25 protein-coding genes and 1 pseudogene are annotated in these 23,397 nt (G+C 50.7%); 15 read left to right on the top strand and 11 right to left on the bottom strand.

The genetic code is table 11. The features are described from left to right. The first annotated feature begins 48 nt into the window (after window positions 1–48). The 4 genes from AC2IBB_RS29925 to AC2IBB_RS29910 are packed head-to-tail and all read left to right on the top strand — an operon-like array spanning window position 49 to window position 4,272. On the top strand, window positions 49–669 hold the full coding sequence (locus AC2IBB_RS29925) for an aspartyl/asparaginyl beta-hydroxylase domain-containing protein (protein WP_486330314.1): 621 nt from the start codon (window positions 49–51) through the stop codon (window positions 667–669). Further along, window positions 653–1,783 (top strand): phytanoyl-CoA dioxygenase family protein, encoded by a 1,131-nt coding sequence (locus AC2IBB_RS29920; RefSeq protein WP_486330313.1) that lies wholly within the window; start codon window positions 653–655, stop codon window positions 1,781–1,783. The genes AC2IBB_RS29925 and AC2IBB_RS29920 overlap by 17 nt, the downstream gene beginning before the upstream one ends. Window positions 1,784–1,820: 37 nt before the next feature. Further along, complete coding sequence (locus tag AC2IBB_RS29915) at window positions 1,821–3,137, top strand: SAM-dependent methyltransferase (protein ID WP_486330312.1); 1,317 nt, start codon at window positions 1,821–1,823, stop codon at window positions 3,135–3,137. Continuing rightward, window positions 3,130–4,272, top strand: coding sequence for a hypothetical protein (locus tag AC2IBB_RS29910; RefSeq protein ID WP_486330311.1), 1,143 nt, complete (start codon window positions 3,130–3,132; stop codon window positions 4,270–4,272). The genes AC2IBB_RS29915 and AC2IBB_RS29910 overlap by 8 nt, the downstream gene beginning before the upstream one ends. Here the strand turns inward: AC2IBB_RS29910 and AC2IBB_RS29905 are convergent. Next, window positions 4,256–4,951 carry a 2OG-Fe(II) oxygenase gene (locus AC2IBB_RS29905; RefSeq protein ID WP_486330310.1) on the bottom strand — a complete coding sequence of 232 codons (696 nt, stop codon included), beginning with the start codon at window positions 4,949–4,951 and terminating at the stop codon, window positions 4,256–4,258. The two genes, AC2IBB_RS29910 and AC2IBB_RS29905, sit on opposite strands and share 17 nt — an antisense overlap. Before the next feature lie 233 nt (window positions 4,952–5,184). On the opposite strand from AC2IBB_RS29905, the gene AC2IBB_RS29900 reads away from it, so the two are divergent. Genes AC2IBB_RS29900 through AC2IBB_RS29890 form a run of 3 tightly spaced genes read left to right on the top strand, consistent with a single transcriptional unit; the run spans window position 5,185 to window position 8,649 of the window. Beyond that, the gene (locus tag AC2IBB_RS29900) at window positions 5,185–5,700 is read left to right on the top strand and encodes a GNAT family N-acetyltransferase (RefSeq protein WP_486330309.1); all 516 of its coding nucleotides are present in this window, start codon (window positions 5,185–5,187) and stop codon (window positions 5,698–5,700) included. Continuing rightward, complete coding sequence (locus AC2IBB_RS29895; protein ID WP_486330308.1) at window positions 5,697–6,890, top strand: nucleotidyltransferase domain-containing protein; 1,194 nt, start codon at window positions 5,697–5,699, stop codon at window positions 6,888–6,890. The genes AC2IBB_RS29900 and AC2IBB_RS29895 overlap by 4 nt, the downstream gene beginning before the upstream one ends. A 19-nt stretch (window positions 6,891–6,909) precedes the next feature. Then, window positions 6,910–8,649 (top strand): ABC transporter ATP-binding protein, encoded by a 1,740-nt coding sequence (locus AC2IBB_RS29890; RefSeq protein WP_486330307.1) that lies wholly within the window; start codon window positions 6,910–6,912, stop codon window positions 8,647–8,649. 20 nt (window positions 8,650–8,669) lie between these two features. On the opposite strand, the gene AC2IBB_RS29885 is transcribed toward AC2IBB_RS29890, so the two are convergent. Next, window positions 8,670–10,562 (bottom strand): asparagine synthase-related protein, encoded by a 1,893-nt coding sequence (locus AC2IBB_RS29885; protein WP_486330306.1) that lies wholly within the window; start codon window positions 10,560–10,562, stop codon window positions 8,670–8,672. Continuing rightward, the gene (locus tag AC2IBB_RS29880) at window positions 10,559–11,398 is read right to left on the bottom strand and encodes a 2OG-Fe(II) oxygenase (RefSeq protein ID WP_486330305.1); all 840 of its coding nucleotides are present in this window, start codon (window positions 11,396–11,398) and stop codon (window positions 10,559–10,561) included. Before AC2IBB_RS29880 ends, AC2IBB_RS29885 begins: the two co-directional genes overlap by 4 nt. Before the next feature lie 197 nt (window positions 11,399–11,595). Between AC2IBB_RS29880 and AC2IBB_RS29875 the strand changes: the two genes are divergently transcribed. Next, window positions 11,596–12,495: a hypothetical protein gene (locus tag AC2IBB_RS29875; protein WP_486330304.1), complete on the top strand. Its 900-nt coding sequence runs from the start codon at window positions 11,596–11,598 to the stop codon at window positions 12,493–12,495. Window positions 12,496–12,518: 23 nt separating this feature from the next. On the opposite strand, the gene AC2IBB_RS29870 is transcribed toward AC2IBB_RS29875, so the two are convergent. Then, entirely contained in the window at window positions 12,519–12,656 is a 138-nt protein-coding gene (locus AC2IBB_RS29870) for a hypothetical protein (RefSeq protein WP_486330303.1), read from the bottom strand. Between the two features lie 66 nt (window positions 12,657–12,722). Beyond that, the gene (locus AC2IBB_RS29865) at window positions 12,723–13,016 is read right to left on the bottom strand and encodes a PqqD family protein (RefSeq protein ID WP_486330302.1); all 294 of its coding nucleotides are present in this window, start codon (window positions 13,014–13,016) and stop codon (window positions 12,723–12,725) included. 295 nt (window positions 13,017–13,311) lie between these two features. Between AC2IBB_RS29865 and AC2IBB_RS29860 the strand changes: the two genes are divergently transcribed. After that, window positions 13,312–13,614: a DUF6916 family protein gene (locus AC2IBB_RS29860; RefSeq protein ID WP_486330301.1), complete on the top strand. Its 303-nt coding sequence runs from the start codon at window positions 13,312–13,314 to the stop codon at window positions 13,612–13,614. Window positions 13,615–13,686: 72 nt separating this feature from the next. Here AC2IBB_RS29860 and AC2IBB_RS29855 read toward each other — a convergent pair whose 3' ends face one another. The 4 genes from AC2IBB_RS29855 to AC2IBB_RS29840 all read right to left on the bottom strand — a co-directional run bounded on the left by AC2IBB_RS29855 (window position 13,687) and on the right by AC2IBB_RS29840 (window position 16,024). Next, window positions 13,687–14,217 (bottom strand): phage tail protein, encoded by a 531-nt coding sequence (locus AC2IBB_RS29855; RefSeq protein WP_486330300.1) that lies wholly within the window; start codon window positions 14,215–14,217, stop codon window positions 13,687–13,689. Window positions 14,218–14,235: 18 nt separating this feature from the next. After that, window positions 14,236–14,775, bottom strand: coding sequence for a phage tail protein (locus AC2IBB_RS29850; protein WP_486330299.1), 540 nt, complete (start codon window positions 14,773–14,775; stop codon window positions 14,236–14,238). A gap of 77 nt (window positions 14,776–14,852) precedes the next feature. Then, window positions 14,853–15,383, bottom strand: coding sequence for a phage tail protein (locus tag AC2IBB_RS29845; protein ID WP_486330298.1), 531 nt, complete (start codon window positions 15,381–15,383; stop codon window positions 14,853–14,855). A 116-nt stretch (window positions 15,384–15,499) separates the two neighbouring features. Beyond that, window positions 15,500–16,024 carry a phage tail protein gene (locus AC2IBB_RS29840; RefSeq protein ID WP_486330297.1) on the bottom strand — a complete coding sequence of 175 codons (525 nt, stop codon included), beginning with the start codon at window positions 16,022–16,024 and terminating at the stop codon, window positions 15,500–15,502. 237 nt (window positions 16,025–16,261) lie between these two features. On the opposite strand from AC2IBB_RS29840, the gene AC2IBB_RS29835 reads away from it, so the two are divergent. The 3 genes from AC2IBB_RS29835 (at window position 16,262) to AC2IBB_RS29825 (ending at window position 17,602) form a co-directional block, all read left to right on the top strand. After that, the gene (locus AC2IBB_RS29835) at window positions 16,262–16,798 is read left to right on the top strand and encodes a hypothetical protein (RefSeq protein ID WP_486330296.1); all 537 of its coding nucleotides are present in this window, start codon (window positions 16,262–16,264) and stop codon (window positions 16,796–16,798) included. 85 nt (window positions 16,799–16,883) lie between these two features. After that, window positions 16,884–17,234, top strand: coding sequence for a hypothetical protein (locus AC2IBB_RS29830; RefSeq protein WP_486330295.1), 351 nt, complete (start codon window positions 16,884–16,886; stop codon window positions 17,232–17,234). Next, window positions 17,231–17,602 (top strand): hypothetical protein, encoded by a 372-nt coding sequence (locus tag AC2IBB_RS29825; protein WP_486330294.1) that lies wholly within the window; start codon window positions 17,231–17,233, stop codon window positions 17,600–17,602. The genes AC2IBB_RS29830 and AC2IBB_RS29825 overlap by 4 nt, the downstream gene beginning before the upstream one ends. Window positions 17,603–17,663: 61 nt before the next feature. On the opposite strand, the gene AC2IBB_RS29820 is transcribed toward AC2IBB_RS29825, so the two are convergent. After that, entirely contained in the window at window positions 17,664–20,396 is a 2,733-nt protein-coding gene (locus tag AC2IBB_RS29820) for a methyl-accepting chemotaxis protein (protein WP_486330293.1), read from the bottom strand. A gap of 859 nt (window positions 20,397–21,255) precedes the next feature. Between AC2IBB_RS29820 and AC2IBB_RS29815 the strand changes: the two genes are divergently transcribed. The 3 genes and pseudogenes from AC2IBB_RS29815 to AC2IBB_RS29805 all read left to right on the top strand — a co-directional run bounded on the left by AC2IBB_RS29815 (window position 21,256) and on the right by AC2IBB_RS29805 (window position 22,534). Further along, complete coding sequence (locus AC2IBB_RS29815; protein ID WP_486330292.1) at window positions 21,256–21,885, top strand: DNA-methyltransferase; 630 nt, start codon at window positions 21,256–21,258, stop codon at window positions 21,883–21,885. Between the two features lie 11 nt (window positions 21,886–21,896). Beyond that, a pseudogene (locus AC2IBB_RS29810) lies at window positions 21,897–22,211 on the top strand (DNA methyltransferase); the annotation flags it as partial. 74 nt (window positions 22,212–22,285) lie between these two features. Next, on the top strand, window positions 22,286–22,534 hold the full coding sequence (locus AC2IBB_RS29805; RefSeq protein WP_486330291.1) for a M15 family metallopeptidase: 249 nt from the start codon (window positions 22,286–22,288) through the stop codon (window positions 22,532–22,534). 71 nt (window positions 22,535–22,605) lie between these two features. Here the strand turns inward: AC2IBB_RS29805 and AC2IBB_RS29800 are convergent, their stop codons facing one another. Next, a complete protein-coding gene (locus tag AC2IBB_RS29800) occupies window positions 22,606–23,388 on the bottom strand; it encodes a substrate-binding periplasmic protein (RefSeq protein WP_486330290.1) in 783 nt (260 codons plus the stop codon). Window positions 23,389–23,397 lie beyond the last annotated feature (9 nt).

Here is a 23,397-nt window from a genome sequence, read left to right as displayed (position 1 = left end):
GGACTTTGGATGTTTGCTCCATGAGCAAAATTAAAAGGAATACAGGGAATGACCGAGCCGCTATCGTTCGCCAGAATTGATCTCAGCGTTGACCTTCCTGCATTGAAGACTGATCTGCAATGCATTCGTGACTTACCCTGGTTGAATCATGTGAATCAACGGGACTACAGCGGCGCCTGGGATGTCATGCCTCTGCGTTGTCCCGCGCACTACCGGGAAGCGCACCCCATTCTGCAGGGCTTCGCCATTGAGAGTTGCGACGATTGGGTGGATCTGCCAGTACTGGGGCGATGTCCGGGGCTGCAACGGCTGCTGGCGTCACTTCGTTGCCCACTCAAATCCGTGCGTTTGATGCGGTTGCGCCCTGGCGCGGTCATCAAGCCTCATCGTGATCATGCGGTTTCCCTGGAGCATGGCGAGGCTCGTCTGCATGTTCCTATTGAAAGTCATGAATTACTGGAGTTCTGGGTGAATGACCATCTGGTTCCCATGCAGGAAGGGGAACTGTGGTACCTGAATGTGGATCAAACTCACACCGTTATCAACCGGGGGGACTGCGATCGCATCAATCTGGTTATCGACTGCGTCGCCGACGAATGGCTGCGGGAAAAAATTGAATCCAGCCTGTTAACTTGTCAAGGACGGTACTTTGATGAGTTATGCCCGTAATGCTCCTGTAGAAATGTCCCAAGGACCTCTTACTTCTCCCACTCACCCCAGTGAAACACTATCGTCCGCTGACGAAGTGGGAGAGCTTGGCGTGTGCTGGCTCAAGCGTTTGTGGCGCAAATCGCGGCTGAACAAATGCGGCAGGCTGGAAGAAAGGCTCCGTCAGGATGAGTGGCGGACGGATGTCGCGTTGATGAATCTGTTGGGAGTGGGGCTTGATCACTGTCTTGGGTTTCTCTACAGCGGCGACCCCAGTTTCTCGGAATTTGAACGTTGGGTCTTGCTGCAGAACCCGGACGGTTTGAGTAAAAAGCGGGTTGAGGACATCAATCAGGCTTTGATGAACTCTCAGGTGGCGTCAAACGACGCAAAAGTCGACGGGAATACCGCTCTGCGGGCTAGTGAATGCGACGGAGCGGCCTCGATGGTGGGACCGCTGTGCGGCGATACGCCCAGATATTTGAGCGAGAGCCAGGTCGCGTTCTGGCGCGAAAACGGATACCTGGTGGTGGAAGGCGTCTTGAATAGAGATCAGCGCCAGGCTTCTGTGGAGGCGATTTATCGCTTCTTACAGAAAAGCCCTGACCAGCCGGAATCCTGGTACCAATCGCATCAGTCCCAGCAAAACATCATGGTGCAACTGTTTCGCGATCCGGTGCTGGACGCCAATCGCACGGTTGAGAGAATCCGTCAGGCTTTTGCGGATATTTGGGGAACGGAGCGCTTGCAATGTTCCATTGACCGGGTCGGTTTTAATCCGCCGGAAACCTCGAGCTATCAGTTTTTTGGGACCAGACTGCACTGGGATGTCGACTTCAGCCGCGCGCCGGAATTGCGCACTCAGGGCTTAATCTATCTAACGGACGTTGCTGAGAATCAGGGCGCCTTCCATTGCGCGCCGGGCTTTCACCGCCAGATGATTGACTGGATGGCGCAGTTACCTCCCGGGGCGGACCCCAATCAACAAGATCTGTCTCATTTGGATCTTAAATACGTCGCCGCTCCTGCCGGCTCTCTGATTATCTGGCATCACTACTTGCCCCATGGCGCGAGCCCCAACCGGGCCGCTACGCCGCGTGTCGTGCAATATTTGAATATGACGCCGCTTCCGTGAGGGGAGGCGGGATGCGTTTAACAAAGGGAGTCCGATTATGTCTAAGGCTGGAGCCAACTACGCTGTAACTGCTGACGCGATAAAAGCGGCGACGCAAAAACTGTTGGGGGCGACTTCTGCGGGTGACGCAAAATCGCACCTGGATACGTTAGTCAGAGCGCTTGCTACCGTGGCGGGCATTGATCTGTACCCTGCCAACTACTCTGAAGACCTGGCTACACAAACCGGATTCGGCAAGGCGATTTCGCCTCTGGAGGCAGGCAGATGCGCCTGGGATATTGAGCGCACCCGGATATTCATGGCGGGCGTTTATAACGCCATTCGGGATCTGCTGCAGCGACAGGACAAGGTGGAGACGCTGTATGCGGGAACGGGCCCCTTCGGTCTACTGCTGGCGCCGCTGCTGCCGCTGTTTCCTGCAGAGAAGCTGAAAGTGACGCTGCTGGATATCCACCAGGCGTCGCTCAGCTCGCTGGAGCGCGTGATATCACTACTGGAGGTCAATGACCGTATTGCTCATGTAACCTGCGCTGACGCCACTGTCTGGACGCCTCCGGCGAACGTCGCCTATGACATCGTGCTGTCGGAAACCATGAAGCATATGTTGCAGCAGGAGCCGCAAGTGAAAATATTCGCTCACCTGCAGCAGTTTCTGCGTCCGAACGGCATACTGATACCCGAGTCCGTGCAAATCGACGCATGGCTGCAATCTGACGTAAATCAGCGGACGCTACCACTAGGAGAGCTGTTCCGGCTGGACCGCTCGACGGCGGCGGCGCTCGATGCCGGGGATCAATCCCGACTTGCTGGCGCCCTGACTGTGCCAGAGTGTGGCGACGACATGACGGATCTCAAGGTGACCACATTCATACGCGTGTATGGAGACCATTGTCTGGAGGAGAATCAATCGCAATTGACGTTGCCCAGATACGTGAAAAATATACGCCCGATCTCCGGTAGCGCTATTGGCTTTCATTACCATCTGAATGATTTTCCTGATTTTGAGTTCTCCTATCGCAGTCGTCCCGCGACAGAGGATCTTCCGTTGCCTGCCAGTACGGAAGTGGGAGAACTGGGCGTTTATCACCTCAAACGGATATGGTCGAAAGCCGCGCATGCCAAAGTTGGCAAGCTGGATGAGGTGGTCCGCAGTCGAGAATGGTTACTGGATCAGCTGGTGTTTGAATTATTGGGCGCACCGCTGGAAAAGGCCCTGACGACGATATATCAAAGCCGGCGCTTTCAGGACGTCGAGCAGTGGTTTAGAGATGCGATGGAGGAAGGTATCAGCGCCCAACGGGTCTCGGCCATCAACGCCAGGGTGATGGATGAGCTGGAGGCTTTGCATGGATAGTCGCGCTGTTTATACGCGACTGCTCGAATCAGAGGACGTATTGGCGCAGTGTGCGGCCTGTCAGCAGCTTGATGAACTGCATTCAATGCTACAGCGCCATGTCAGCGCTGAATCCTGTAATGAAGTTGATATCTTATCGGCTTTGATCGCCTGCAACGGGCAGGAGTGTGAGCCTGATCTGTCTTTGCTGTTGCGCCAGTGGACGCCAGTACGCTACGAAGCCGTGCGCAAGCGTGTGATATGGGGCGTGGCGCCGTCTGCGGGAGACTGGGCGCCTTTTTGGGATGAGCGCATCGCCACACAAAGGGCGCGTTCGATAATTGGAAGCATCATTAAACCCGCTATGCGTATCGAGTATCTGATCCGGCATTCCCATTTGTTTGATGAAGTTCGTCCTGCTGGCTTTATTTTTCATCTGTCCCGTTGCGGCTCGACGCTAGTATCAAATCTGTTGGCCGTCTCTTCCGCGCATTGCGTGATCTCAGAATCCAGCGTATTGACGGAGTTATTGCTGGACCAGGATCTGGCGAAGAATCAAAAAGTGGAAGCGCTACGTTTTCTGCTGGCTGCGCAAGGGCTGGCGGGAGGCTGCGATCAGGACCTGATTGTGAAGTGGAACGCCTGGGATATTGGCTTCTGGCCGCTGCTGCGCCAGCTCTATCCCGACACGCCATCGGTGTTTGTAATTCGGCGGCCAGAAGAAATACTGGCGTCGCATCAAAGGCTTGCCGGAAGGCATATGGCGACAACAGATTTGTCTGTGCTGTCGCATCTTGTTTCAAAAGTGGATGACGCCGCCTCGGACGTGTTGCTGTCTTATCAGCTGGAGGTATTGGCCGCGCTTATGAACGGCATGGCGCAGTCGCTGGATAGCTCTGTACTGGTTGTGGACTACACGGAGCTTCCAGACGCCGTGGAGAACCGCATCGCAGATCACTTCGGCGTGTCTTTCTCTGCGGATGACCGGCAGCGCCTGAAGCGCAGAGCGGGACAGTACTCCAAAGACCCCAGCCGGTCTTTTCAGGGGGACAGCGAGGACAAACGCCGCGTATTCTCAGCGCAAGACGCGAACATGATTTCCCAGAAGCTGGACGGCCTCTACGCTCGCCTACTTCAGGCTAGCCGTACCAGATAGTCTGGCTGTAACGCACCTTTCCCGCCGCGGACCTGGCGAAGGGCGTAACGCTATGAAGCAGGTCTGGTTTGAAGATGATGCAGCGGTTAAAGAGGGCGGGTAGAGTTATTGTTTCTCCTTGCAGCGTCTGAATCTTAAGGCCGCCTTCATCTTCCTCCCGCCAGTCCTGCGACAGATAAAACACGATACACACATGTCTTTTTACTCCCGTTCCCCTGTCGGTATGGGGGCGCAGATATTGTTGCTCCCGCAGCGCGGTCAACAGCATATCCTGGCAAAGCATTTCGCTGGGAGGATCTGGCGTCAGGCTGGCGGCGTAATGAGCGAACAGACTCTGCACGGGGCGCTGTTGAAATCTCATATACGTCAGACTGGCGGGCGTCATCATGAACTCCGGTTTGGGGCCCTGATAACGGGACATGTGAAAAAATCGTCGTTGTTCATCGAGTTCAGTCCATTCTTCCGCGGACACTTTTATATCGTTTTGATAGGCGCCGTACACCGGAGAATAAGAGGCTTCGTGGGCGACAAAATGAGCCAGCTTGACAGCGATTTCCCGCCGCAGGAAGTCATCCAGATAAACCAAGCCATTCGCGGCGAAGCGCTCGGCGTATTTGTTCACTCTGGAAGACGTTAAGTGTTCTTCTGCGATCCAATAAGCAAGTTCCGACTGTTGCATGATGCTCCGTTACGCCGTTTCCGCTTCCTACCAATCCAACTGTATCCGCTAATTCGACAGTGGGCTTTTCTTCGCCAGGGAAGATTGTTTTCTAGCATAGGACGCTTTGTCATAGAGTCCAATGGCGCCGCGAACTTTGCATCACTCAGGCCCGAGCTATACTTGTTGCATGGATGAGAGCGCATCCCGGTTCATTTAGCGAGCCGGAACTATAAAAAAGGGGTAAAGGAATTATGAAAGTGAAGGATGTGAAATTAGGGCAGGGCCTGGTTGTCCGCCCCTCTACCGCTTCCGACAAGGCGTTTCTGGAGCAACTTCATAACAGCACGAGAGAGGATTTGCGACTGATAGATGGCGAGCGCGACTTTGTTGAGTCCATCATCGACATGCAGTTCAAGGCGCAACAGCAGGGCTATGGCGCGCAATACCCTAACGCCATGTATTTCATCATTGAAAAGCAGCATGAGCGCATCGGTAAAGTCACCATCGATTTTGGCCACAACGAAGTGCATGTGATCGATATTGCATTTATTCCCCAAGCCAGGGGCAAAGGCTTTGGAGAGGAGGTCATCCGCAGCCTGCAGGCCGCCGCGACCCAGATCTGCGCGCCGTTGACTTTAAGTGTGTTGATGCAGAACGTCGCAGCGAAAAAACTCTACCTGAAACTGGGGTTTGTCACCGAATCAGTATCGCCGCCTTATGAACGGATGATGTGGCGTCCTGAGGTCATGCAGCGTGTGATGGTATGACTGTAGCCGAGGCGGCGCAGAGAAACCGCCGCGCGTCTTATCAACTTTTGCGTACATGCCTGGCTTATTCCGCTACGCCTTTGTCGAGTCTTAAAATGCAGTGCTCGCGGCTTGATGACTCGGGCTGGGAGAGCTTCTTGCATCAGTTAAGATGGCACCGGGTTACGCCCTTGGTATGGCGAAAGTTACAACCCATGGAAGATATGGTTCCTCCTCAGATTCGTTCACGTCTCCGCGTCATGGAGAGGGAGGCCAGACTTCGCAACTTGAGACACTGTGCTGAACTCGCAAGGGTGAGCGAGCGCCTGCGAAAAAGTCAGCTGCCCTGCCTGTGTTTAAAGGGGCCTGCTTTATCGGAGAGGTTATATCAGGACGGGGCTTTTAGAGAGTGTCGTGATTTGGATGTGCTTGTGTCTCAACCCAATGCAGCGGCCTTTGATCGATTGCTTAGAGACGCTGGCTATCAGCGAACCATGCCTATCGAGAACGCTTCACCGCTGGTCTTGGAAGCCTATCTGAAAAGTAATAAGGACTTTATCTATTACAATGCGTCGCGAGATATTTATCTTGAGTTGCATGTGCGTTTGGATGATAACGAGCACATGCTTCCTGAGTTGCGAAATAAAGTATCTGAGAGGAATTATCCCTGCTATCTGAATAAATACGGCCAGGCTAGCATGAGCGCTGAAGACGAGTTCATTTATCTGGTCATGCATGGGGCCAGATCATGCTGGGCAAGGTTAAGTTGGCTGTCTGATATTGACGCATATCTCTCCGCCGGACTGGTGGATATTAATGTTGTGATGGTCAAATCTCGCCAGTGGAAAGTTGAGCAATCGGTTTTGGCCGCGATCAGGCTTTCTCACCAGTTACTATTCACGCCAGTGGATAAACAGCTGTTGGCGTATGCGAAGAAGAGCATTAACGCACGTCTGTTATGCTCTCGATGGGCGCGCGCGAATCAGGATGGCGTTTATCTCAGGCCTGTAGAACAGTATGCTCTGCTATGCCTTTTTTCGTTCAGGAAAGAGTATTTGATTAGGCACTTAACCCAGTTTTTTCGTGTGTCGGCTAATGATATCGCACTCCTTCAGCTCCCCAGATATATGTACCCTGTTTATTATCTTCTCAGGCCAGCTTTATGGATCTGGCGATACCTGATCTCCAGGAAAAGGGTATGGGTGGAATAACATTTGGCAGGTCCGAAGCTTGAACAGAAAAGTTCAAAAGCGTATTTCGTCATACCTGATAATGACATGGCGTTATGACAAGCGCAGTATTTTGCTGCTAATAGTGTTGCTCTTCGTTCTGGCCTGCGTGCAGGGCGTCGGCGTGTTGGCGTTGATCCCTTTGTTGACCTTGGCGGGTGTCGACGCTGGCTATGAGCTGGGTTCGCAATGGGCTTGGCTGGGAGACGAACTGGAGCTGAATGAAGCTTTGATCATGTTCGTCGTTCTAACCGGTACTTACTCCTTCATCAAGTATTTCCAGCAGACACTCGCCGGCAAGTTGCAAACAGGGCTGGCTCTTTATATCAGAGGGCGACTGACGACGACGATCCTCTCATTTCCATGGCGGCGACTCGCCGGTCTGCAGATCTCACGTTTGGCTCAAGTTTTGACTCATGAAGTGGATAGAGTTTCGCAACTATCCATACTGCTTGTTCAACTGGGATCTTCGGGCTTTGTTTTGTGCGTTTATGGCGTTATTTCATACCTGACGTCTCCAGGCCTGACGCTGGTCGCGCTGGCGAGCGGGGGGGCTATATATGCAGGGGCGCGAAGTTTAAACCGTTTAAGCTTTCAGAATGGAGAGGAAGGAAAGGGGTTGCGCCAGACCTATTTCTCTGCGGTAAGCGAATACATGCTGGGGATGAAAGTCGTCAAAACATTTATGCAGGAAGCGCGCGCGTTTAGTGATTTGGAAGAGCAGAGCCAACGCTTGGGGAGCATATTGCTGAGGTTCAAGAAATTAAGCGCGCTTCTTTCCCTGTATTACGAAATACTAATCGCTGTGTGCTTGGGAGGGCTTTGTTACGCCTTTATTAAGTGGATCAACATCCCGGCGGCTGAGTTTATTGTATTGCTTTTCATTTTTTCACGGTTCGCGCCAATTCTTAAAGACATGACTTATCGTTATCAGCAGATACTCAATATTTTGCCCTCTTATGCCGAAGTGGAAGATATCGTAAACAGTGGAGAGGCAGTGGAGTCGATGGCGCCGGATACTTCTGCAGGACACATAACTCCGACGCAAAGCATTCGGTTGGATCACGTCTCTTTCTATTATCCTTCGTCACAGGGAGGATACAGGCTACAAAACTTCTCGATACATTTACCTGTCAATAGCGTCACAGCGCTGATGGGGCCCTCCGGCTCAGGCAAGTCTACGGTGGCGGATATTCTGTCAGGACTCTTGGCCCCGTACGCTGGGCAGGTGCTCATTGATAACGAGAGACTCTCTGAAAAAGAGATGGCGCGGTGGCGGCGTTCTGTCAGTTATGTGACGCAAGAGAGCTTTCTATTCAACAAGAGTATTCGTGAGAATTTACTTTGGATTGAGCCATCGCTGCAAGAAGGTGAGCTATGGGAGGCTTTACGGAGGGCTTCGGCAGAGACCTTTGTTCGTGAGCTGCCTTATGGATTGGATACCGTTATCGGTGAAAGAGGAGGGTTGTTGTCGGGAGGCGAAAGGCAGCGACTTTCGATTGCAAGGGCGTTGTTGAGAAAACCGGCATTGCTTGTTCTGGATGAGGTGAGCAGTGCGCTGGACAAAGTGAACGAGGCGGTAATTATAGACGCGATTCATGAGCTAAAAGGATCTACGACCATCCTTGTTATTACTCATCGACGGACCTTACTATCCTGCGCGGACTTCGTTGTGCGCATGGAAAATCCTGGTGAGCTGCGTTGCGATGCTTCCTGCAATCCGTTGCAGAGTATCGGATAAATAGATCCATACGCTCCTCTTTAAAGTCGCTGAAACCAGCGAAGGAATACCAGGCTCTGCACGCCAAAATCAACGACTTTACGCGCGAAGTCCACGCCTTTGTATGGGGCCCACGATGGGCGTTGATTTAACTCTGAGATAATGCGCTTGATCCTCTCGACATCGATGTAGTCTCTAACTGGGTCTGACAGGGATACTTCCTGAATGATCCTCTCGTAGACTGGCGCGTCTGCCTGCATAAGTCTGTGGTAGCTTGGAGAAAAAGGCTTTTTATCCTTACGCCACTGAATTTCGGGAGGGAGGGTGTTCTCCATCGCCGCGCGAATGAAATAGCGTCGCCAGCCTTTTTGTATGAACCACTCATTCGACAGTCCCAGACAAAACTTCAATATCCGTTCATCCAAATAAGGAAAAGTGTTGCGGATGTGAAAGTGCGGTGAATACCACTCTCTTGGCGTACGCCCACTGAGCACTATGTTCAAACGTCTGGTCAGGGGAGATTTATCTGAGGATAGCGCATGCGGTGACGAAGAGGAGTACAGGTTGTGCAGTCTACTGGTCAGGGGGAGTCGGTTTTCCTCTAATAAGTAGCCTTTCATCTTGTGGCGCATGGTGCGCAGAAATCCGGGCTCCAGCGGCGCCAGAATCTCGTTTTGAACAATGCTGCGCGGGGACTGGGAGTAGTTATTCGATAAATTGATGACTGTTTCTTTCAGCTTGTCCCAGTGCATTTGCTGCAGCAAGCGCCACAGATAACCCTCACCAGTCCAGCTAGGCCCCCATTCGCCGCCCACGCCATCTATAACGGTGCGCGCGCCTTCACTCTGCGCTTTGGCGTAGAGCGCTGTATAAACATGCGGATTGAGGTTAACTGGAAGGCCGGTCATGTCGTGTACTTGATGCAGCAGGGCGGCGGGGCTGGAAGTGGGGGTTATATAGTGAACCTGCAGTTGCTTTTGCTGCGCAACGATATCAATAAAGCGTTTCTCGTCCTGTTCAGGGTCTTGGCTGGACAGGCAGGATGATACGGCGAAGAGTGGAGGAGATGTTGTATGCAGGTGGTCGGCGGCCATACAGCTGATAGAGGACGAATCCAGTCCGCCGCTTAGTAATGTCGCTACGGGGAAGGCGCTGCGCATTCGGCAGGTCACCGCCTGTCGGAATGTCTCCCTGAACGCCTCAAGCGTTTCTTCGGGTCTCTTGAAATGATGAGTGTCGGGTTGAAGAGAGTAGTAACTGCGCTTTTCAACCTTCCAGCCTGATTGTCCGGGAGTGGGAGGGATGACAGATAGGGACTCTCCACCGGTAAGCCGGGTTATGCCTTCAAAGCACGTGAGTTCTGGCGCCTCCCGTCTGCGGCCTGACGCGAGAAGGACAAACCCTGTTTCATCTAGCTTTTTATCTACTCCTGGAACCGCCAGCAGGGCTTTAACGTCTGTTGCGAACGCAAAAAGGTCTGGGGAGTGAAAATAGAGTAGCGACCGGGTTCCCATCGGGTCCATTGCAAGAAACAGGCGATGTTCGCTCTTGTCCCAGATGGCGAAGCAGAAGTCGCCCAATAAACGGTTTACACAGGCTACATCCCAATAACGATACGCCATGAGTATTAGCTGGCTGTCACTCAGCAAAGACAGGTCGCACCGACTGACTCGTAATAGTTCAGCAAGCTCTTCTCGGTTGTCCAGGCGAGCGTCAGCGGTAATGGCGACCTGTCGGTCGCTTGACTGCGCAGGCAAAACTTCAAATAAAGACTCCGGCGTGGTGTGCAGCATATTGTGACAGAAGCCGATTTGCGTATGTCGCCAAACATTCCTCCCATCAGGTCCTCGATGGGACATGGCGTTTGACATGGCGCGCATGTCCGCCTCGGCGATGACTTTTTTTGTGTGATATAAACCGGCGATGCCACTCATGCGCTGGCGCCCTGAGTCATCCCGCCTATCCTCTCTTGAACGTGCAAAGCTTCGCAAAGGTGGCCATTGATGGCGAACCTGCCGTTCATAACTTCTCCCGACGCTTCCGTGACTTTAAGGACTTCATGAAAAAAGCCGCTGGGGAAAAGCACCAGTGAGTTGAAGCGTGGAGGAATGGATTCCATTCGTGTGTGCGAATAGATGCTGTGTTTTCTGTCTGTGGCGTAGAGCCGTAACTCTCCCCCGCTAAAACGCTTAGGAAGACGGTGAAAATAGTAGGCGAAGCTGATCCTGCGCTCGCTTGGAGGATGACTGCCTGAAGAGCCGACGTAAGTGGCCTGGTCATCCCGATGGACATGAAAATAGGCGCCGCTGGGGTAGCAGCAAAATTTCAGTTCTATCTCGCTGATTTCGAATTGGGGGACGTTTAACTGGGAGCAGTACTCTGTTAGCCCCCTGCGAAGAGGAGGAGGAAACCAGTCGTTAAGCTTTTTCTCTATTGCAGGGTCTCTTAAACGCAAGCTGTTCCTCATCTCCGGCGCAACCTCTTTTGTCCCAGACACTGTTCCTATTTCGAATTTGCTGACATGTTGCTCCGCCGCCCTCAAGAGTTCATCAATCTGCACTTGGGATAGGAAGTCAGTGACAATTATGCGTGGGGTTGGAATGACGCCGGTATTCTGTTTTCTGCGATTATTGATGCTTTTGAGTAGGCCTTGCGCATGCGGGCAATCCGGGTTGGCATGCAAGTGTTGGATAAGTATCGACGCGGCCTTTTCGAACTTATCGTAAGAAATGAAAGTCCTGGCGAGTTGAATCAGGTCCAACGTTCCCATAGAGCTTGCTCCCTGCGCAATAATATTTCCGCTGAACTGATCTGCTTGATAACACCTCTTGTGGTATGAAGCATCTGCGGCTATACATTTTTATTATGAATGGCCCCACTGCAGGTGATCGCCATTTGTCTGTCGAATAGATATAAGCGTAGTCCAAAACATACCGGAAGAAAGCAGGCCATACAGGAAAAGGGCGAATGTATTATTACCAGGTTTATGGATTGCAAATTCAAACTGAGTTTGAATTTCCTTGGCTCGTGCAAGGCGGCGATGGCTCTGATCTCTCCGTCACGATAGGGGAAGCGCCTCTCAGGCTCGAAAAAGTGCTGAAGCAAGGTAAGCGGTTTCAGGCGGATGAAAGCGAAGTGCTGATATTTGACGACGACGGAGGACGATTCTGGGTTCGGCCGAGGATGGTTGTCGTTACACCGGGCGAAACGTCACAAAGCTGGAGTATTTTTGCGCACGTGCTGGGATCATGTATGGGCGCCATACTGCAATGGCGCAAACGACTGGTTCTGCATGCATCCGCTGTGCGTTTGCCAAATGGAGGGGCGCTCTTGTTTTGCGGTAATAAAACCGCAGGAAAATCGAGTATGGCGGGGTTCTTTTACCATCAGGGGCACGACCTGCTAAGCGATGATATTTGCCCCTTATCATTAGAGGGGGACAACATAGGTTTATGGCCAGGATTTCCACGGCTTAAGCTTTCGCCTGATGTATTGCAGGCCATAGGGGAGGCGCCAGAGCGATATCCCCGCTTACCCTTTAATACGCGTGTCAAACACTGTTATCCGGCGCATCGTAATTTCTCATTGTCCAGGGCGCTGGTGCAAGGCGTCTATATTTTATCGGAAGGTAGTGAATTTTCGTTGCGTAAACTTAACCCCCAGGAGGCCGTCACAGGACTGTTTGAGCAGTGCTTTCGGAAAGTGCTTCTGGTGTCGCGTGAGCAACGACAACAGACGCTTGACGCCTGCGCTTTGCTTGCCGGAGCCGTTTCCGTATACCGCTTGTCCCGCCCTAAGCGGATGTCGGAAGCCAATAGCATTGTGAAGACGTTGGTGCTTCGAGAAACGGAGGCGTCTACCGCATGAGTGACGCCTTGCTAAGCCTGACGCTAGGAACGTGAGTCTCCGCCAAACCCCCCGTCAAGACCGTCACCTGGAAGGTTTTGCGCTTGACTTGCGTCCATGACGGTAAAGTCAGGCGCTTCCCATTCTTCAATAACTTTGGTGTCTTCGTTTTCCTGGTCCATAGTGTCAATACTCTTTATTTAATGTGAATTTGGCCACACTACAGGAGAGGCGTTAGGTTGGTTCTGTTAGCGTTTCATTTTTTGCGCTTCGATGACGCCTTTTTCCCGCAAACGGTTGAGCAGGCTTAGCACATCTTTTTCGCAGCGTTCGGAGTCGACGTTATATCTTTCGCGAAGGCGATCGCACAGTGTCGACACTTTTGTAGGAGAGTCCAATAGCCTCCAGACATCGGACGCGGAATGATTTAAGTCGTAGAATTCACCGGCGTTGACGTTCATGACGACAACGCCCTGATCGACAGAGCAGGAAACCTGTTTGTCACTATGCATGACCACATCATCCCTTGTGATGGCTTCCATCTGTTTCCTCCGTATTTGGGTTAACAAGGAGGTCCACATACAGCGTGTGGGCCGGTCAGAGAAGGTACAACCGCTCCTTCAGCATAGACCTGAACCTTTTGATTTATCAAGTTAATAGGTGGGTAGTCTAGAAAGACTGGCGTAAGACTATCTGTGACAGGAGCGTTGTTCCTAACGTGGATATTCTACATGTCACTATCAGTCGCCCGGGTGTTGTCTATACTCTATAGGAGCATGCAGGGTTAAATGCATGTGCGTGGTGTAAAAAGCTTATGAACTCAGCAGGGAGACGCCGATGTTTACCCATGACCAGTTTCAGTCCAATCAAGATAAAACTTTCTACGCAACTTATGATTCCAGCCAACCGCCTTTGGAGTTAACGCTCGTGGAAGTGACGGATAAAAAAGAGTTGGGAGGCGGTTTTGAAAGCTTCTCGGTCATCTTCAAGGCGGGAAAAGACAAAGGCCTGATGCCGCAGCAAACCTGTGCGGTTAAGAACGATAACTGCGGCGCGCACGATATCTTTATCGTACCCGTCGCGGAAAAAGACGATTGCTATCTGTATGAGTCCGTGTTCAGTTACAAAGTGGGTAGTTGATAGCGGTTATCCAGCCTGATTGCTGGCGAGTGATATCAAGAAGGGCGCATAGCGCCCTTATCTGGTTCGGGTTTAGTTTCTTGGTGGATAAATACCTTCCAGCGCGATACAGAAAGAGAGAGTCAAAAAGGGCTGCCGATTATCGAGCGCGCCACTGTCGCCGGTATTGGTGAGCATTTGAGGATGCATTGACACGAGATTGCCCAATGGAGGTTGCTTGTAGTCAGGCTGAAGGTCGCCCCCTTGATAGGCGAATAGCTGGTTCTGCGGCTCAGGGGTTGTACCACTGGAGGCAACTGCCTTAAGGGCGTGTGTATGACGGGGAATTTGTATCTCATCAAGCACTGTGTAGGGCGTTCCTCCAAAGCTGGATAATTGGCGAGGCGTCAGGCCTAAGCCTGTCCCAGCCTGCAATGGGCTTCGGCATTGAAGGTTAGGTAAGCCCATCGTCGTTCTTCCATCGCCTCCGTAGAGGCTTCCAATAAGAGAAAATAAAGCCTGGTTTTGACCTATAGCGTACAATTGTCCGCTACAATACGCCCAACTGGCGGGAGGGAAATTAAACGAGAATATGCGGACTTCTGCGATAAATGGTTCAGACATAGCGCCACACTCCTTTGATTAATTGCGACTTGGATACATGCCCTTTAACGAGATAATAAAGTTCAACGCTAAATAGGGCATCATGATGGAGTGTGGGTAGGTTTGTTGACTTTGATCGCCTCCTGCGTATCCCACTGCCTCTGACGCCAGAGGCGTTATATTGCCTGTTGTCGTGTAAAACGGAGCTGCGGGGTCAGTAACGCCGGTCACTTGATTTGAGGGAGAGACATCAGCAGTGACAGCGTCATTCGACGCCATAAGCGTGTGTGTGTGCCGGGGCATGTTTTCCATCGACAAAGTGACGGATTCGACGCCTACTCTTGCTCCAATAGGGTAGGGGGTTAGTCCTGGCCCCTGTCCAAAGTGCAAAGGAAGACGGCCGCGCATATCCGGTAGGGCGAACGTGGTCCTTCCATCCCCTCCATAAGAAACTCCCAGCAAGCTAAATAAAGCGGGCTGCTGTGAGACCGTCAATACCTGACCATCGCAAAAGCTCCAGTTACGTGGTGCGAAAGTAGCTGCGAAAATACGTATCTCACTAAGAAATGAATCTGCCATTTTCTCCTCTCCTTGTCCGCCGCGGCGGCCTCTGTATCGACGTATGCGAAAGATCTATGACGAAAGATGCTGAACCTCTAGTTTCGCGGTGGAAAAATTCCATCTAAGGCTATGCAGAATGAAAGTCCCAAAAAAGGCTGGCGATTTTCAACCATTGAACTCTGACCTGTGTACGCCAACATTCCTGGAGACATGGCCTCTAGATCTCCAAGAGGCGGCTGTTTGTAGTCAGGTTGTGCGTCCCCGGCCTGATAGGCGAACAGCTGGCCACTGGGCTCGGGGGTTGTTCCTGCTTGTCTGGCGGCATACAGGGTATGTGTATGAGAAGGTACATGTGCTGTTGCGAGTTGAACTTCTGGCAATCCACCATATTCTGCTAACCGGCGCTCAGTGAGGCCTGGGCTTTTACCTGCCTGAAGTGGACTGCGTCCTTGAAGATTGGGGAGCCCCAATGTCACCCTGGCGTCGCCGCCGTAAATGGAGCCTATCAAGGCGAAAAGGGCTTGGTTTTCATCGATAGGGATGATTTGACCACTACAAAATGACCAACTGCGGGGAGGGTAGTTGAACCCAAAAATTCTTATTTCGGCGATGAAAGGCAATGACATGCTTGTGACCTCCGTTTCTGAAGACGCGCTTGGCTCAAGAGTAAAGTTTGATCGTGGGGAATATGGTCTTTACTAATCGCGCTGGTCGATAAAGTAAGCATACTTGTCAACCCTCGTTAGTTGCGCGGGGGAAAGTAGCCCGAAATAGCAATGCAGAAGTTTATCGCCAGTGAAGGCTGCATGTTTGGAAAAGGCGTTGCGTATGCGCTGCTACTGCCGCCAGTCATGCCAACAGCGGAAGAACTCATAGGGACAGGATTGGTAAGTGGACGATAGATGTCAGGAGTGGCGGCCAATATACGCTGGTCATTGGGGCCGCCTTTATCGGCGTCTTCCGATGAGGCGTAAACTGTGTGAGTATGCTGGGGTAATGTGCTTTCAGTTAATGTTATGGTCTCGGTCCCCCCTTTCTGTCCCAGGGTATATTCGTATTGGTATAACCGGCCCCAGTGTACTGGCGCTCGCCCTCTCAAGTCCGGTAAAGCGTAGGTCGTTCTGGCATCCCCTCCATAATAGGTACTGATAAGGGCGTAGAGCGCTGGGTTTTGGCTTATTTGCTGGAGATCCCCACTGCAAAAAGCCCAGTCTTTGGGGGGGAAACTAAAGCTCATCATGCTGATCTGTCCGAGATAGGGTTCCATAAGCGGCTCCTTGTTTGATCCTTGTATGCGCATACCTGAGGCTTGGGAGCGCCGGTTAGGAAGGCATGCAGCTCGAATACTCAACAGCGAAACAGGCCCGCTCGCGGAGGCGGGCCGTATAAAGAAGCCTAGTAGACGTTTTTTTGTACAGCAAGGCAGGCCCACCATTAACAGTCGGGCTGGCCCAAACTGTCACAAACCTGCTACACAGGCAGGTATTCTCCCATCGTCTCGGCGATGCCTGAAGAGCTTTGTCTGACTTACCTGAATGATGTGTTTGGTGCTGCGGGTGTCGTGGTGTGCAGCCGGCAAGTGGGTTGCGAGCACATCGACGCCACGCGCATGGCGGCATGTCTAACCAAAGAACAGATGGAAGCCCAGGTGTCCGTCATCGAATTGGGTATTCACCCGGACTTAGAGTCCGCCCGTCGCGCCTATCAGGAAGTGTCCGAAGCGGTCGCCACGGGGGCGGCTGTTCTGGGCGAGCTGGAAAGAACCTATCCCGAGCTGAACTATAAGGACGCTGCAATGGCCGCCGAGTTCGCCCGAGCCAAGGCAAATCGGGTTTACCTGACGGAGGAAGAGGCCCGGCTGCACTGGGAACTACGGACGGCGGACAAAGTCAGCCAACAAGCGAGCGGAGCGGATGAGGTATGGGGCGTGATTTATCGAAACAACAAACTACTAGCGGCTATCCGGCAATTGCCTTGCGCGACTTGCGGCATTGAGGGGGGCACAGGCGGCGCATTCGAACTTGCTGAGGCATGGCGCTGACGAAGACGTAACGGGAGCAACTGACTATGGACTGGCTTGCCTGGACGCACATACAACTGATTGAAAACGAACTGTTGGGGGTGAGGTGAGCAAGTTGGAGGAAACCCTGGCGCTACATATTCGGGCGCTGAAACTGCCGGAGCCCGTCAGGGAATACCGATTTCATCCGGTGCGGCGCTGGCGCTTTGACTTCGCGTGGCCGGAGTACCGGATCGCGGCGGAGGTGGAGGGGATCACCTGCTACGGCAGGAACAAAAACGGAACCCTGAAGCTGGGCCGACACCAAACGGCGAAAGGCATCAGCGCGGATATGGAGAAATACGCCGAAGCCATGGCGCTGGATTGGAGCGTGTTCCGTTGCGACGCCAAGCTCATTAACAGCGGGCGAGCGGTGGAAGTGATTATGCAAATGATGAAGTTAAGAGGGGCTGCATGAATAGAGCAATGAATGAAACGCCCTGGCTGCTGGAGCAATGGGTGCGGTGGTCAAAAATGGACGCGGACGTGGGGTATCCCACGTCGACGCCTTTCTCCCGTTTAGGCGGCAGCTCGGTCCGCTCGCCGGTGATTACGGATCAGGAAGCGGCCAAGGTGGATTTGGCTGTTTCCAAACTGCGCGCGCGGGATGAGGAGATGGAGGAGGTCGTGCGGCTGTATTACATGGCGGGGGAGAACCTGTCCTATGTGGTGCGACGCATGCCGAAGCTGGATCGGCGCAAGGCGGACCTGTTGGTGAAGTCGGGCGTCGCCTGGATTGATGCGGCGCTTTACTCGTCCAATGAGCGCAGCGCCAGAAGCCAATAATTAATTGGGTGGGCGTCTTTGTCCGGTGACGCCAATCACTGCAATCGAAAGCTAACGCTGGTTAGAATACCTCCCAGTCCTCGTCCTCTTTACCAGAATTTTTAGGGAGAGCGCCAGATTGTTGAGTGGCTGAGGCCTTTCTTGGAGGAGCCTTTTTAGTCTCTGGTGAGGTTTTTTTAACGTTTTCAAGCCCTTCAGCTGTCTTGAAAAATGACATTAACTGAGACATTTGGTTTACATTTTCTAGGCAGGACTCTGAAGACGATGCAATTTCTTCCGCCAGCGCGGCGTTTTGCTGGGTAATATCGTCCAACTCCATTATCGCTCTGTTGACCTGGTCAATGCCGGAGCTTTGCTCTTCCGTTGCGGCGGCAATATCGGAGATCAGGTCTCCCACTTTTTTAACTTGCGAGTTTATCTCTTCCAGGGTCTTTCCAGATTCATCAACTAGCGTTGAACCCAACTGTACTTTTTTGACACTGTCCTCTATTAGCTCTTTGATTTCTCTTGCTGATGTGGCGCTGCGCTGCGCTAAATTGCGCACTTCAGTCGCCACTACAGCAAACCCACGTCCTTGATCACCAGCGCGGGCTGCTTCAACTGATGCGTTTAACGCCAGCAGGTTAGTTTGAAAAGCAATATCATCAATAACCCCAATAATTTCCGCTATTTTTCGACTTGCTTCATTAATTTCTTTCATGGACCCTACTGCTCGGCCTGTGACTTCTCCCCCGGTAGCCGCCGCATTTCTGGCAAGGTTGGCTAGTTGGTCTGCTTGTCGAGCGTTATCCGCTGTATTACGAACATTGCTAGTTAGCTCTTCAATGCTTGAAGCTGTCTCTTCAAGACTTGAGCTTTGCTTTTCTGTTCTTTCTGACAGTTGAGAATTGCCTGTGGAAATTTCTTGGTTAGAAGCCTTTACACTCACACTACTTTGAGAGAGCTGCACAATGATGTCATCTAGTCGTTCCATGCTGCTGTTTACTGAGCTTGCGAGGTTTGCATATTGCCCCTCATAACTTTCCTTCATGCGTCCATGTAACTCGCCCTCAGTAAGCAGGCCCATCACTCGCCCTACGTCTGACAAGACTGCATCCATAACGGAAACCAGCTCATTGAGTCCCTGCGCGAGCGATTTGAAGAAGCCTGTCTTTCCTTCTATTGATACTTGTACTTTCAAGTTTCCACTTCGAGCGCTTTCAACTATTTGTTGAACTTCTCTTTCTGTTACAACTTGATTGGTTACATCTAACCATTCGACGACAAATCCCAGTATCTGCTCTTCAGAGTTTCTGATAGTTCCAGCAGTTAAATCAAAGTGCGCGTTACCTAGCTGCAGCTTCGCACCATAAGGCTTTCGCAGCCCTTTTAGCAAATCGCGTTGGTGACTTGGGTTCTTGTGAAAAATATCTATACATTGCCCATCCAGTTTATCCGCATCAAACTGAGGGAGTTGTTTTTTAATCTCTGATTCTGCGGCTTTTAGCGTCTGTCTTACAGCTGGGTTCATGTAGATTATATTGAAGGACTCGTCTGCCACCATTAGTGCTGTTGAGGTGGTATCTATAGCTTGTTTTAGTCGAGTGGTGACTATTAGTTGCTCACGGTCTTTCTGAATCTGCTCTCTTAATTGATCGCGCATGTTTTTGAGGGTCGCCATTACCCCTTTTACTTCCCCTAACTTCTGATCAAGATTACCATTGGCAATACTGGTCGCAACTTCACCTAGCTCTGAAGGCTCAGCGCCCAGGCTGTTTGTAATGTTATGGATTATTCTATAGCCAGTAATTATTGTTATTACTAGCACAAGCAATGCCCCACCAACGATTAGATTTCTTGTCAGTTCAGCCTCTGACTTATTCTCGTCAGACAGAAGCCTAATTTCTTCCATGATAGACTGCCATAAGTTATATAATGACTCTATGCTTCGGGTTGATTGTTGGAAGTACTCTACTGCAGCCCCCTCCTTTAACGGTCGTGCGTTATAAATTATGCCACGATAGTCTCTTGATATATCCAGCATGCGCTCTACTTCTATTATAGATGCATCTACTTTGCTCTGGAGTCGGCCCCTGATTGCGCTGTTGTTGGATGTAACCTTTTCAAGGTAGTGCTCTAAAGAAATCTCACGAGATCTTATAGCTCCAATATATCCTGATATCCCTGCTAAGACTTCTCTATCAATATCATGTCCTAATGCGTACTTAGACATTAATGAAGATAGCTGTCCTCTCAGTTTTCCTGCTTCTTCTGCTATATTTGGAGTTAGGAGAAGTGAAGCGGTAGTGAGCTGCCTTATATCTTCAGACTTACTTAGGCTGAGCTTTCCTTTTTCAGTAATTACTAAATATACACCAATTATTTTCTGAATGAGTTCGCTATGTGCATCAAAACTATCTTTTAGGCTCTGTTGAGAATAGCCATTTTTTAAACTGCCCCATTCTTCATTTAGCTGAGTTATAACATCTGTCATGCCAATTGTTGATTCCGTACTTTTTGATAGTTCTAGTAATTGACTGAATAGCTTGTCCAGTTCCCTGTCTTGAGCCTGCAATTTTGTTATGAGTGACGAGTCTTCTTCCTTCCAGATAACGGTCGTCCCTCTATGTGTCGTTATATTTTGCTGAATTATAGTCAGGCTTGTTACTAATTTTGTTGCCTCTATCTGAGCCTTTGCGTCGAACACTTCTTGCTGCTGGGCATTTATAATGCTAATTAAAGAGATAAATAATGGTATGGCGATAACCAAAGATGCAAGCGCTAACTGCTGCCATATTTTTAGACGATTCAGCATGGTCCCTCCTTGTTCTATACTTTGGTATCTTTAACTAGTATATATTCTTGTTACTAACCTTATTAATATTGGTGGTAATATGACTTTCATCTTTTGAACAATCTTTGTTGTCAGCTCCATTGAGGGCCAGAGCGGTGGTGTTATCTGGCATTCTTTTAGAGTTATCCAAGGATAGTCGGAACTTATACTTCGTGCCTGACGAGTAAGACTCGGCTCTTTTTAGCTTGCTCTGCATTAGCGATTTCTTGAACGTATGCAGGGTTTGGGAGTGGAGGGAGAGAAGCCGGCATGAAATAGAACAACGCCTTCTCCCTGTGTAGGAAGAAGCAAGAAGGGTAAAGCCAAGCCTCACTAAGCAAGTTATTGGACAAAAAGAAAGGTGCGTGACCATTTACCCCTCTCATCCTAGCGTGAGTGATTAGAGCAAAGATTCTGCAATCAAGATCACTGGTAAACGTAAGACAAAGTGTGCTGATTGCCTGACTGGAACCAAGAGTTATTAAAGCTTAGCAAAGATTTCTCGAGTCAAAGTGAAATTATCAGAGTCTGGCATAGTTGGAGGCGCCGTCGAAGTGAAAAACAGAGGCGTTAGCCATCTTCAACGACTGATTGTAGACGCTTTCGAGTGGTGGTGTGTTTTAATCATTTGTTCCAAAATATAGAACAATATTTTTCATTGTCGATATAATTTGAATAATTGAGTGTTTTGTAACTACCATTGTGTATATTTACGCCTAGAGCAATATTCAACTCATACACATTAGCAGCCCGGTATCCGCAAGGAGCCGGGTTTTTGCGTTTTAAAGGGCCGCTCGCCGTTGCATGGACAGGGGGTAACCCGGCCCATTCAGGAAGGATCATGACACCAGAACACGTAGTGCCCGTACCGGGAGTTCAACTCTATAACGCTGATTGCCGCGAGGTGATGAAGCAATTACCTGATAATTCCATTGACCTGATCGCCACGGACCCGCCTTACTTCAAGGTGAAGACCGACGCCTGGGATAACCAGTGGCGGAAGGAAGACGACTTTTTAAACTGGCTGGACGATCTCCTGGCGGAGTTTCACCGGGTGCTGAAGCCATCCGGCAGCCTGTATCTGTTATGCTCCGACCGCATGGCCAGCAAGATAGAAGTAAGAGTCGATGAGCGTTTTCGGCTTCTAAACCATATTGTATGGCGTAAGCCTAGCGGCGTGTTTAGGCGTCACCGTAAGGAATTGCTGAGACAATTTGTCAGCCAAACCGAGCGGGTTCTATTCGCCGAACACTACAACGCAGAAAGTGACCCAGTTTGGCAATCTGGCTATAGGCAGAGGTGCGCGGAGTTAAGGGCGCGTGTATTCGAGCCACTGATAGCCTACTTTAGGGATACGAAGCCCTTCAGCGACTCTTTGCTGAGCGCGCCACCAGTCATGGCGAGCTATCAAAAGAATACAGCACGCTACAGCGCACCCATGCGGAACTACGGCAGGAATATGAAGAGTTAAAGAAGGAAAACAAAAGCCTGCGACGTCCGTTCTCTGTCAGCGACGATGCGCCTTATACAGACGTGTGGGACTTCAGGCCTGTGGAGCGCTACCCAGGCAAACACCCCTGTGAAAAGCCGCTCGATATGATGCGCCATATCGTACAGACCAGCACAAGGCCGGGGCGGATTGTTTTCGATCCTTTCATGGGGGCCGGCTCCACTTGGAAAGCCTGCATCGAGCTGGGGCGCAAGTTTATCGGCGTCGATATGGACGAAGCCTACTTTAAAAGCGCGCAGCAGAGCTTACTTGAGTATCAAACGGAACCATTAAAGGTAGCGGGATAACCCGCCAACCACAAATAAATCCTACCAAGGGCCTCGCAACTGTGGGACTTTTTTATTTCTGGAACCCATAAAGAATGACTTATTACCTGGGCAAGCGCTCCAAGCCGCGCTTGGCTGGCCTGCATCCTGACATTGTGAAAGTACTAGAGAGAGCGATTCAGATCACGCCGATAGACTTCACTGTACTGGAAGGCCTGCGACCCATCGAGCGCCAAACCGAACTGTATAAGGTCGGTAAATCCAAGACGATGCGCAGCCGCCACTTAACCGGTCATGCGGTGGACCTGGGTGTTTTGATTAACTGTTCAATCACCTGGGAGTAAACGATAAGGCCGTTATAACCTGTGCGGTTATAGTGCAAGGTTAAGGCGAGTAAACTGATGTAATGCTTTCTTTACTTGAGCGAGAAAAGATCCATCGTATATCCATGCTTTTTAACAATTGATTCGAAAGTGCCGTCGGAGCGAATTTCCTTTAAGTGCATATTGAAATCGTTAACTATTTCTTCATGATCGCTTCGCTTTTTTGATACTAAAATGTAAAGTTCATCTTCTTGAACAGGCGGGTGGACTTGTTTTAGCTTTCCAATGTATTCAGGGTATTCCTTAAGTAAATCGGCGAGAGCTAGAGGGTTTATGATAATCAAGTCGATTCTATTTGACATAAGCTTTTTGATATTTTGCTCATAGCGAGTTAGCGGCTCCAATTTTAACTCTATGCCTTCAAAGGAGGGGTATGTTCCCCCTAGTAATGTGCCAATTCTATAAGGTTTAAGATCTTCTGGGGATTTAAACTGTATCTGGTCTTCAGTTTTTGAATAAATATATTCTCTACTTACATATAAAGGGTCTGTCCAGACAAAATAAGGGGCATATTGCTCCCTTTTCTCTCCGCCCATGATTCCATCATAGTGGCCAGACTTGGCGCTCTCAACAGCTCGTACCCATGGTAAAAATTTCACATCAAAGCTATAGCCTGCTCTACGAAATACTTCAGCCGTTAGTTCAGTAAATACGCCTTTATTGGGAAGGCTTTCAGAAAACATGGGAGGCCAGTCAGTGGTAGATAAAGTTATGCTTTTATCTTCTGCCTGAGCAGAGGAGGAAAAGAGGAGAATAGCAAAAAGTGTAATTCGTAGCAGAGCGGAAGTGGCGCTGAAAATTCGCTGATTTGGCATTTGATTTCC

It is taken from the genome of Hahella sp. NS-SX17, assembly GCF_057367735.1.
Note: the sequence above shows the minus strand (reverse complement) of the source record. Positions and strands in the feature narration are given on the sequence as shown.

Bases quoted from the DNA above. Each gene is read 5' to 3' on its own strand.
- AC2IBB_RS29925 (WP_486330314.1), top strand. From the start codon at position 49: ATGACCGAGCCGCTATCGTTCGCCAGAATTGATCTCAGCGTTGACCTT.
- AC2IBB_RS29920 (WP_486330313.1), top strand. From the start codon at position 653: ATGAGTTATGCCCGTAATGCTCCTGTAGAAATGTCCCAAGGACCTCTT.
- AC2IBB_RS29915 (WP_486330312.1), top strand. From the start codon at position 1,821: ATGTCTAAGGCTGGAGCCAACTACGCTGTAACTGCTGACGCGATAAAA.
- AC2IBB_RS29910 (WP_486330311.1), top strand. From the start codon at position 3,130: ATGGATAGTCGCGCTGTTTATACGCGACTGCTCGAATCAGAGGACGTA.
- AC2IBB_RS29905 (WP_486330310.1), bottom strand. From the start codon at position 4,951: ATGCAACAGTCGGAACTTGCTTATTGGATCGCAGAAGAACACTTAACG.
- AC2IBB_RS29900 (WP_486330309.1), top strand. From the start codon at position 5,185: ATGAAAGTGAAGGATGTGAAATTAGGGCAGGGCCTGGTTGTCCGCCCC.
- AC2IBB_RS29895 (WP_486330308.1), top strand. From the start codon at position 5,697: ATGACTGTAGCCGAGGCGGCGCAGAGAAACCGCCGCGCGTCTTATCAA.
- AC2IBB_RS29885 (WP_486330306.1), bottom strand. From the start codon at position 10,562: ATGAGTGGCATCGCCGGTTTATATCACACAAAAAAAGTCATCGCCGAG.
- AC2IBB_RS29880 (WP_486330305.1), bottom strand. From the start codon at position 11,398: ATGGGAACGTTGGACCTGATTCAACTCGCCAGGACTTTCATTTCTTAC.
- AC2IBB_RS29875 (WP_486330304.1), top strand. From the start codon at position 11,596: ATGTATTATTACCAGGTTTATGGATTGCAAATTCAAACTGAGTTTGAA.
- AC2IBB_RS29870 (WP_486330303.1), bottom strand. From the start codon at position 12,656: ATGGACCAGGAAAACGAAGACACCAAAGTTATTGAAGAATGGGAAGCG.
- AC2IBB_RS29865 (WP_486330302.1), bottom strand. From the start codon at position 13,016: ATGGAAGCCATCACAAGGGATGATGTGGTCATGCATAGTGACAAACAG.
- AC2IBB_RS29860 (WP_486330301.1), top strand. From the start codon at position 13,312: ATGTTTACCCATGACCAGTTTCAGTCCAATCAAGATAAAACTTTCTAC.
- AC2IBB_RS29855 (WP_486330300.1), bottom strand. From the start codon at position 14,217: ATGTCTGAACCATTTATCGCAGAAGTCCGCATATTCTCGTTTAATTTC.
- AC2IBB_RS29850 (WP_486330299.1), bottom strand. From the start codon at position 14,775: ATGGCAGATTCATTTCTTAGTGAGATACGTATTTTCGCAGCTACTTTC.
- AC2IBB_RS29845 (WP_486330298.1), bottom strand. From the start codon at position 15,383: ATGTCATTGCCTTTCATCGCCGAAATAAGAATTTTTGGGTTCAACTAC.
- AC2IBB_RS29840 (WP_486330297.1), bottom strand. From the start codon at position 16,024: ATGGAACCCTATCTCGGACAGATCAGCATGATGAGCTTTAGTTTCCCC.
- AC2IBB_RS29835 (WP_486330296.1), top strand. From the start codon at position 16,262: ATGCCTGAAGAGCTTTGTCTGACTTACCTGAATGATGTGTTTGGTGCT.
- AC2IBB_RS29825 (WP_486330294.1), top strand. From the start codon at position 17,231: ATGAATAGAGCAATGAATGAAACGCCCTGGCTGCTGGAGCAATGGGTG.
- AC2IBB_RS29820 (WP_486330293.1), bottom strand. From the start codon at position 20,396: ATGCTGAATCGTCTAAAAATATGGCAGCAGTTAGCGCTTGCATCTTTG.
- AC2IBB_RS29815 (WP_486330292.1), top strand. From the start codon at position 21,256: ATGACACCAGAACACGTAGTGCCCGTACCGGGAGTTCAACTCTATAAC.
- AC2IBB_RS29805 (WP_486330291.1), top strand. From the start codon at position 22,286: ATGACTTATTACCTGGGCAAGCGCTCCAAGCCGCGCTTGGCTGGCCTG.
- AC2IBB_RS29800 (WP_486330290.1), bottom strand. From the start codon at position 23,388: ATGCCAAATCAGCGAATTTTCAGCGCCACTTCCGCTCTGCTACGAATT.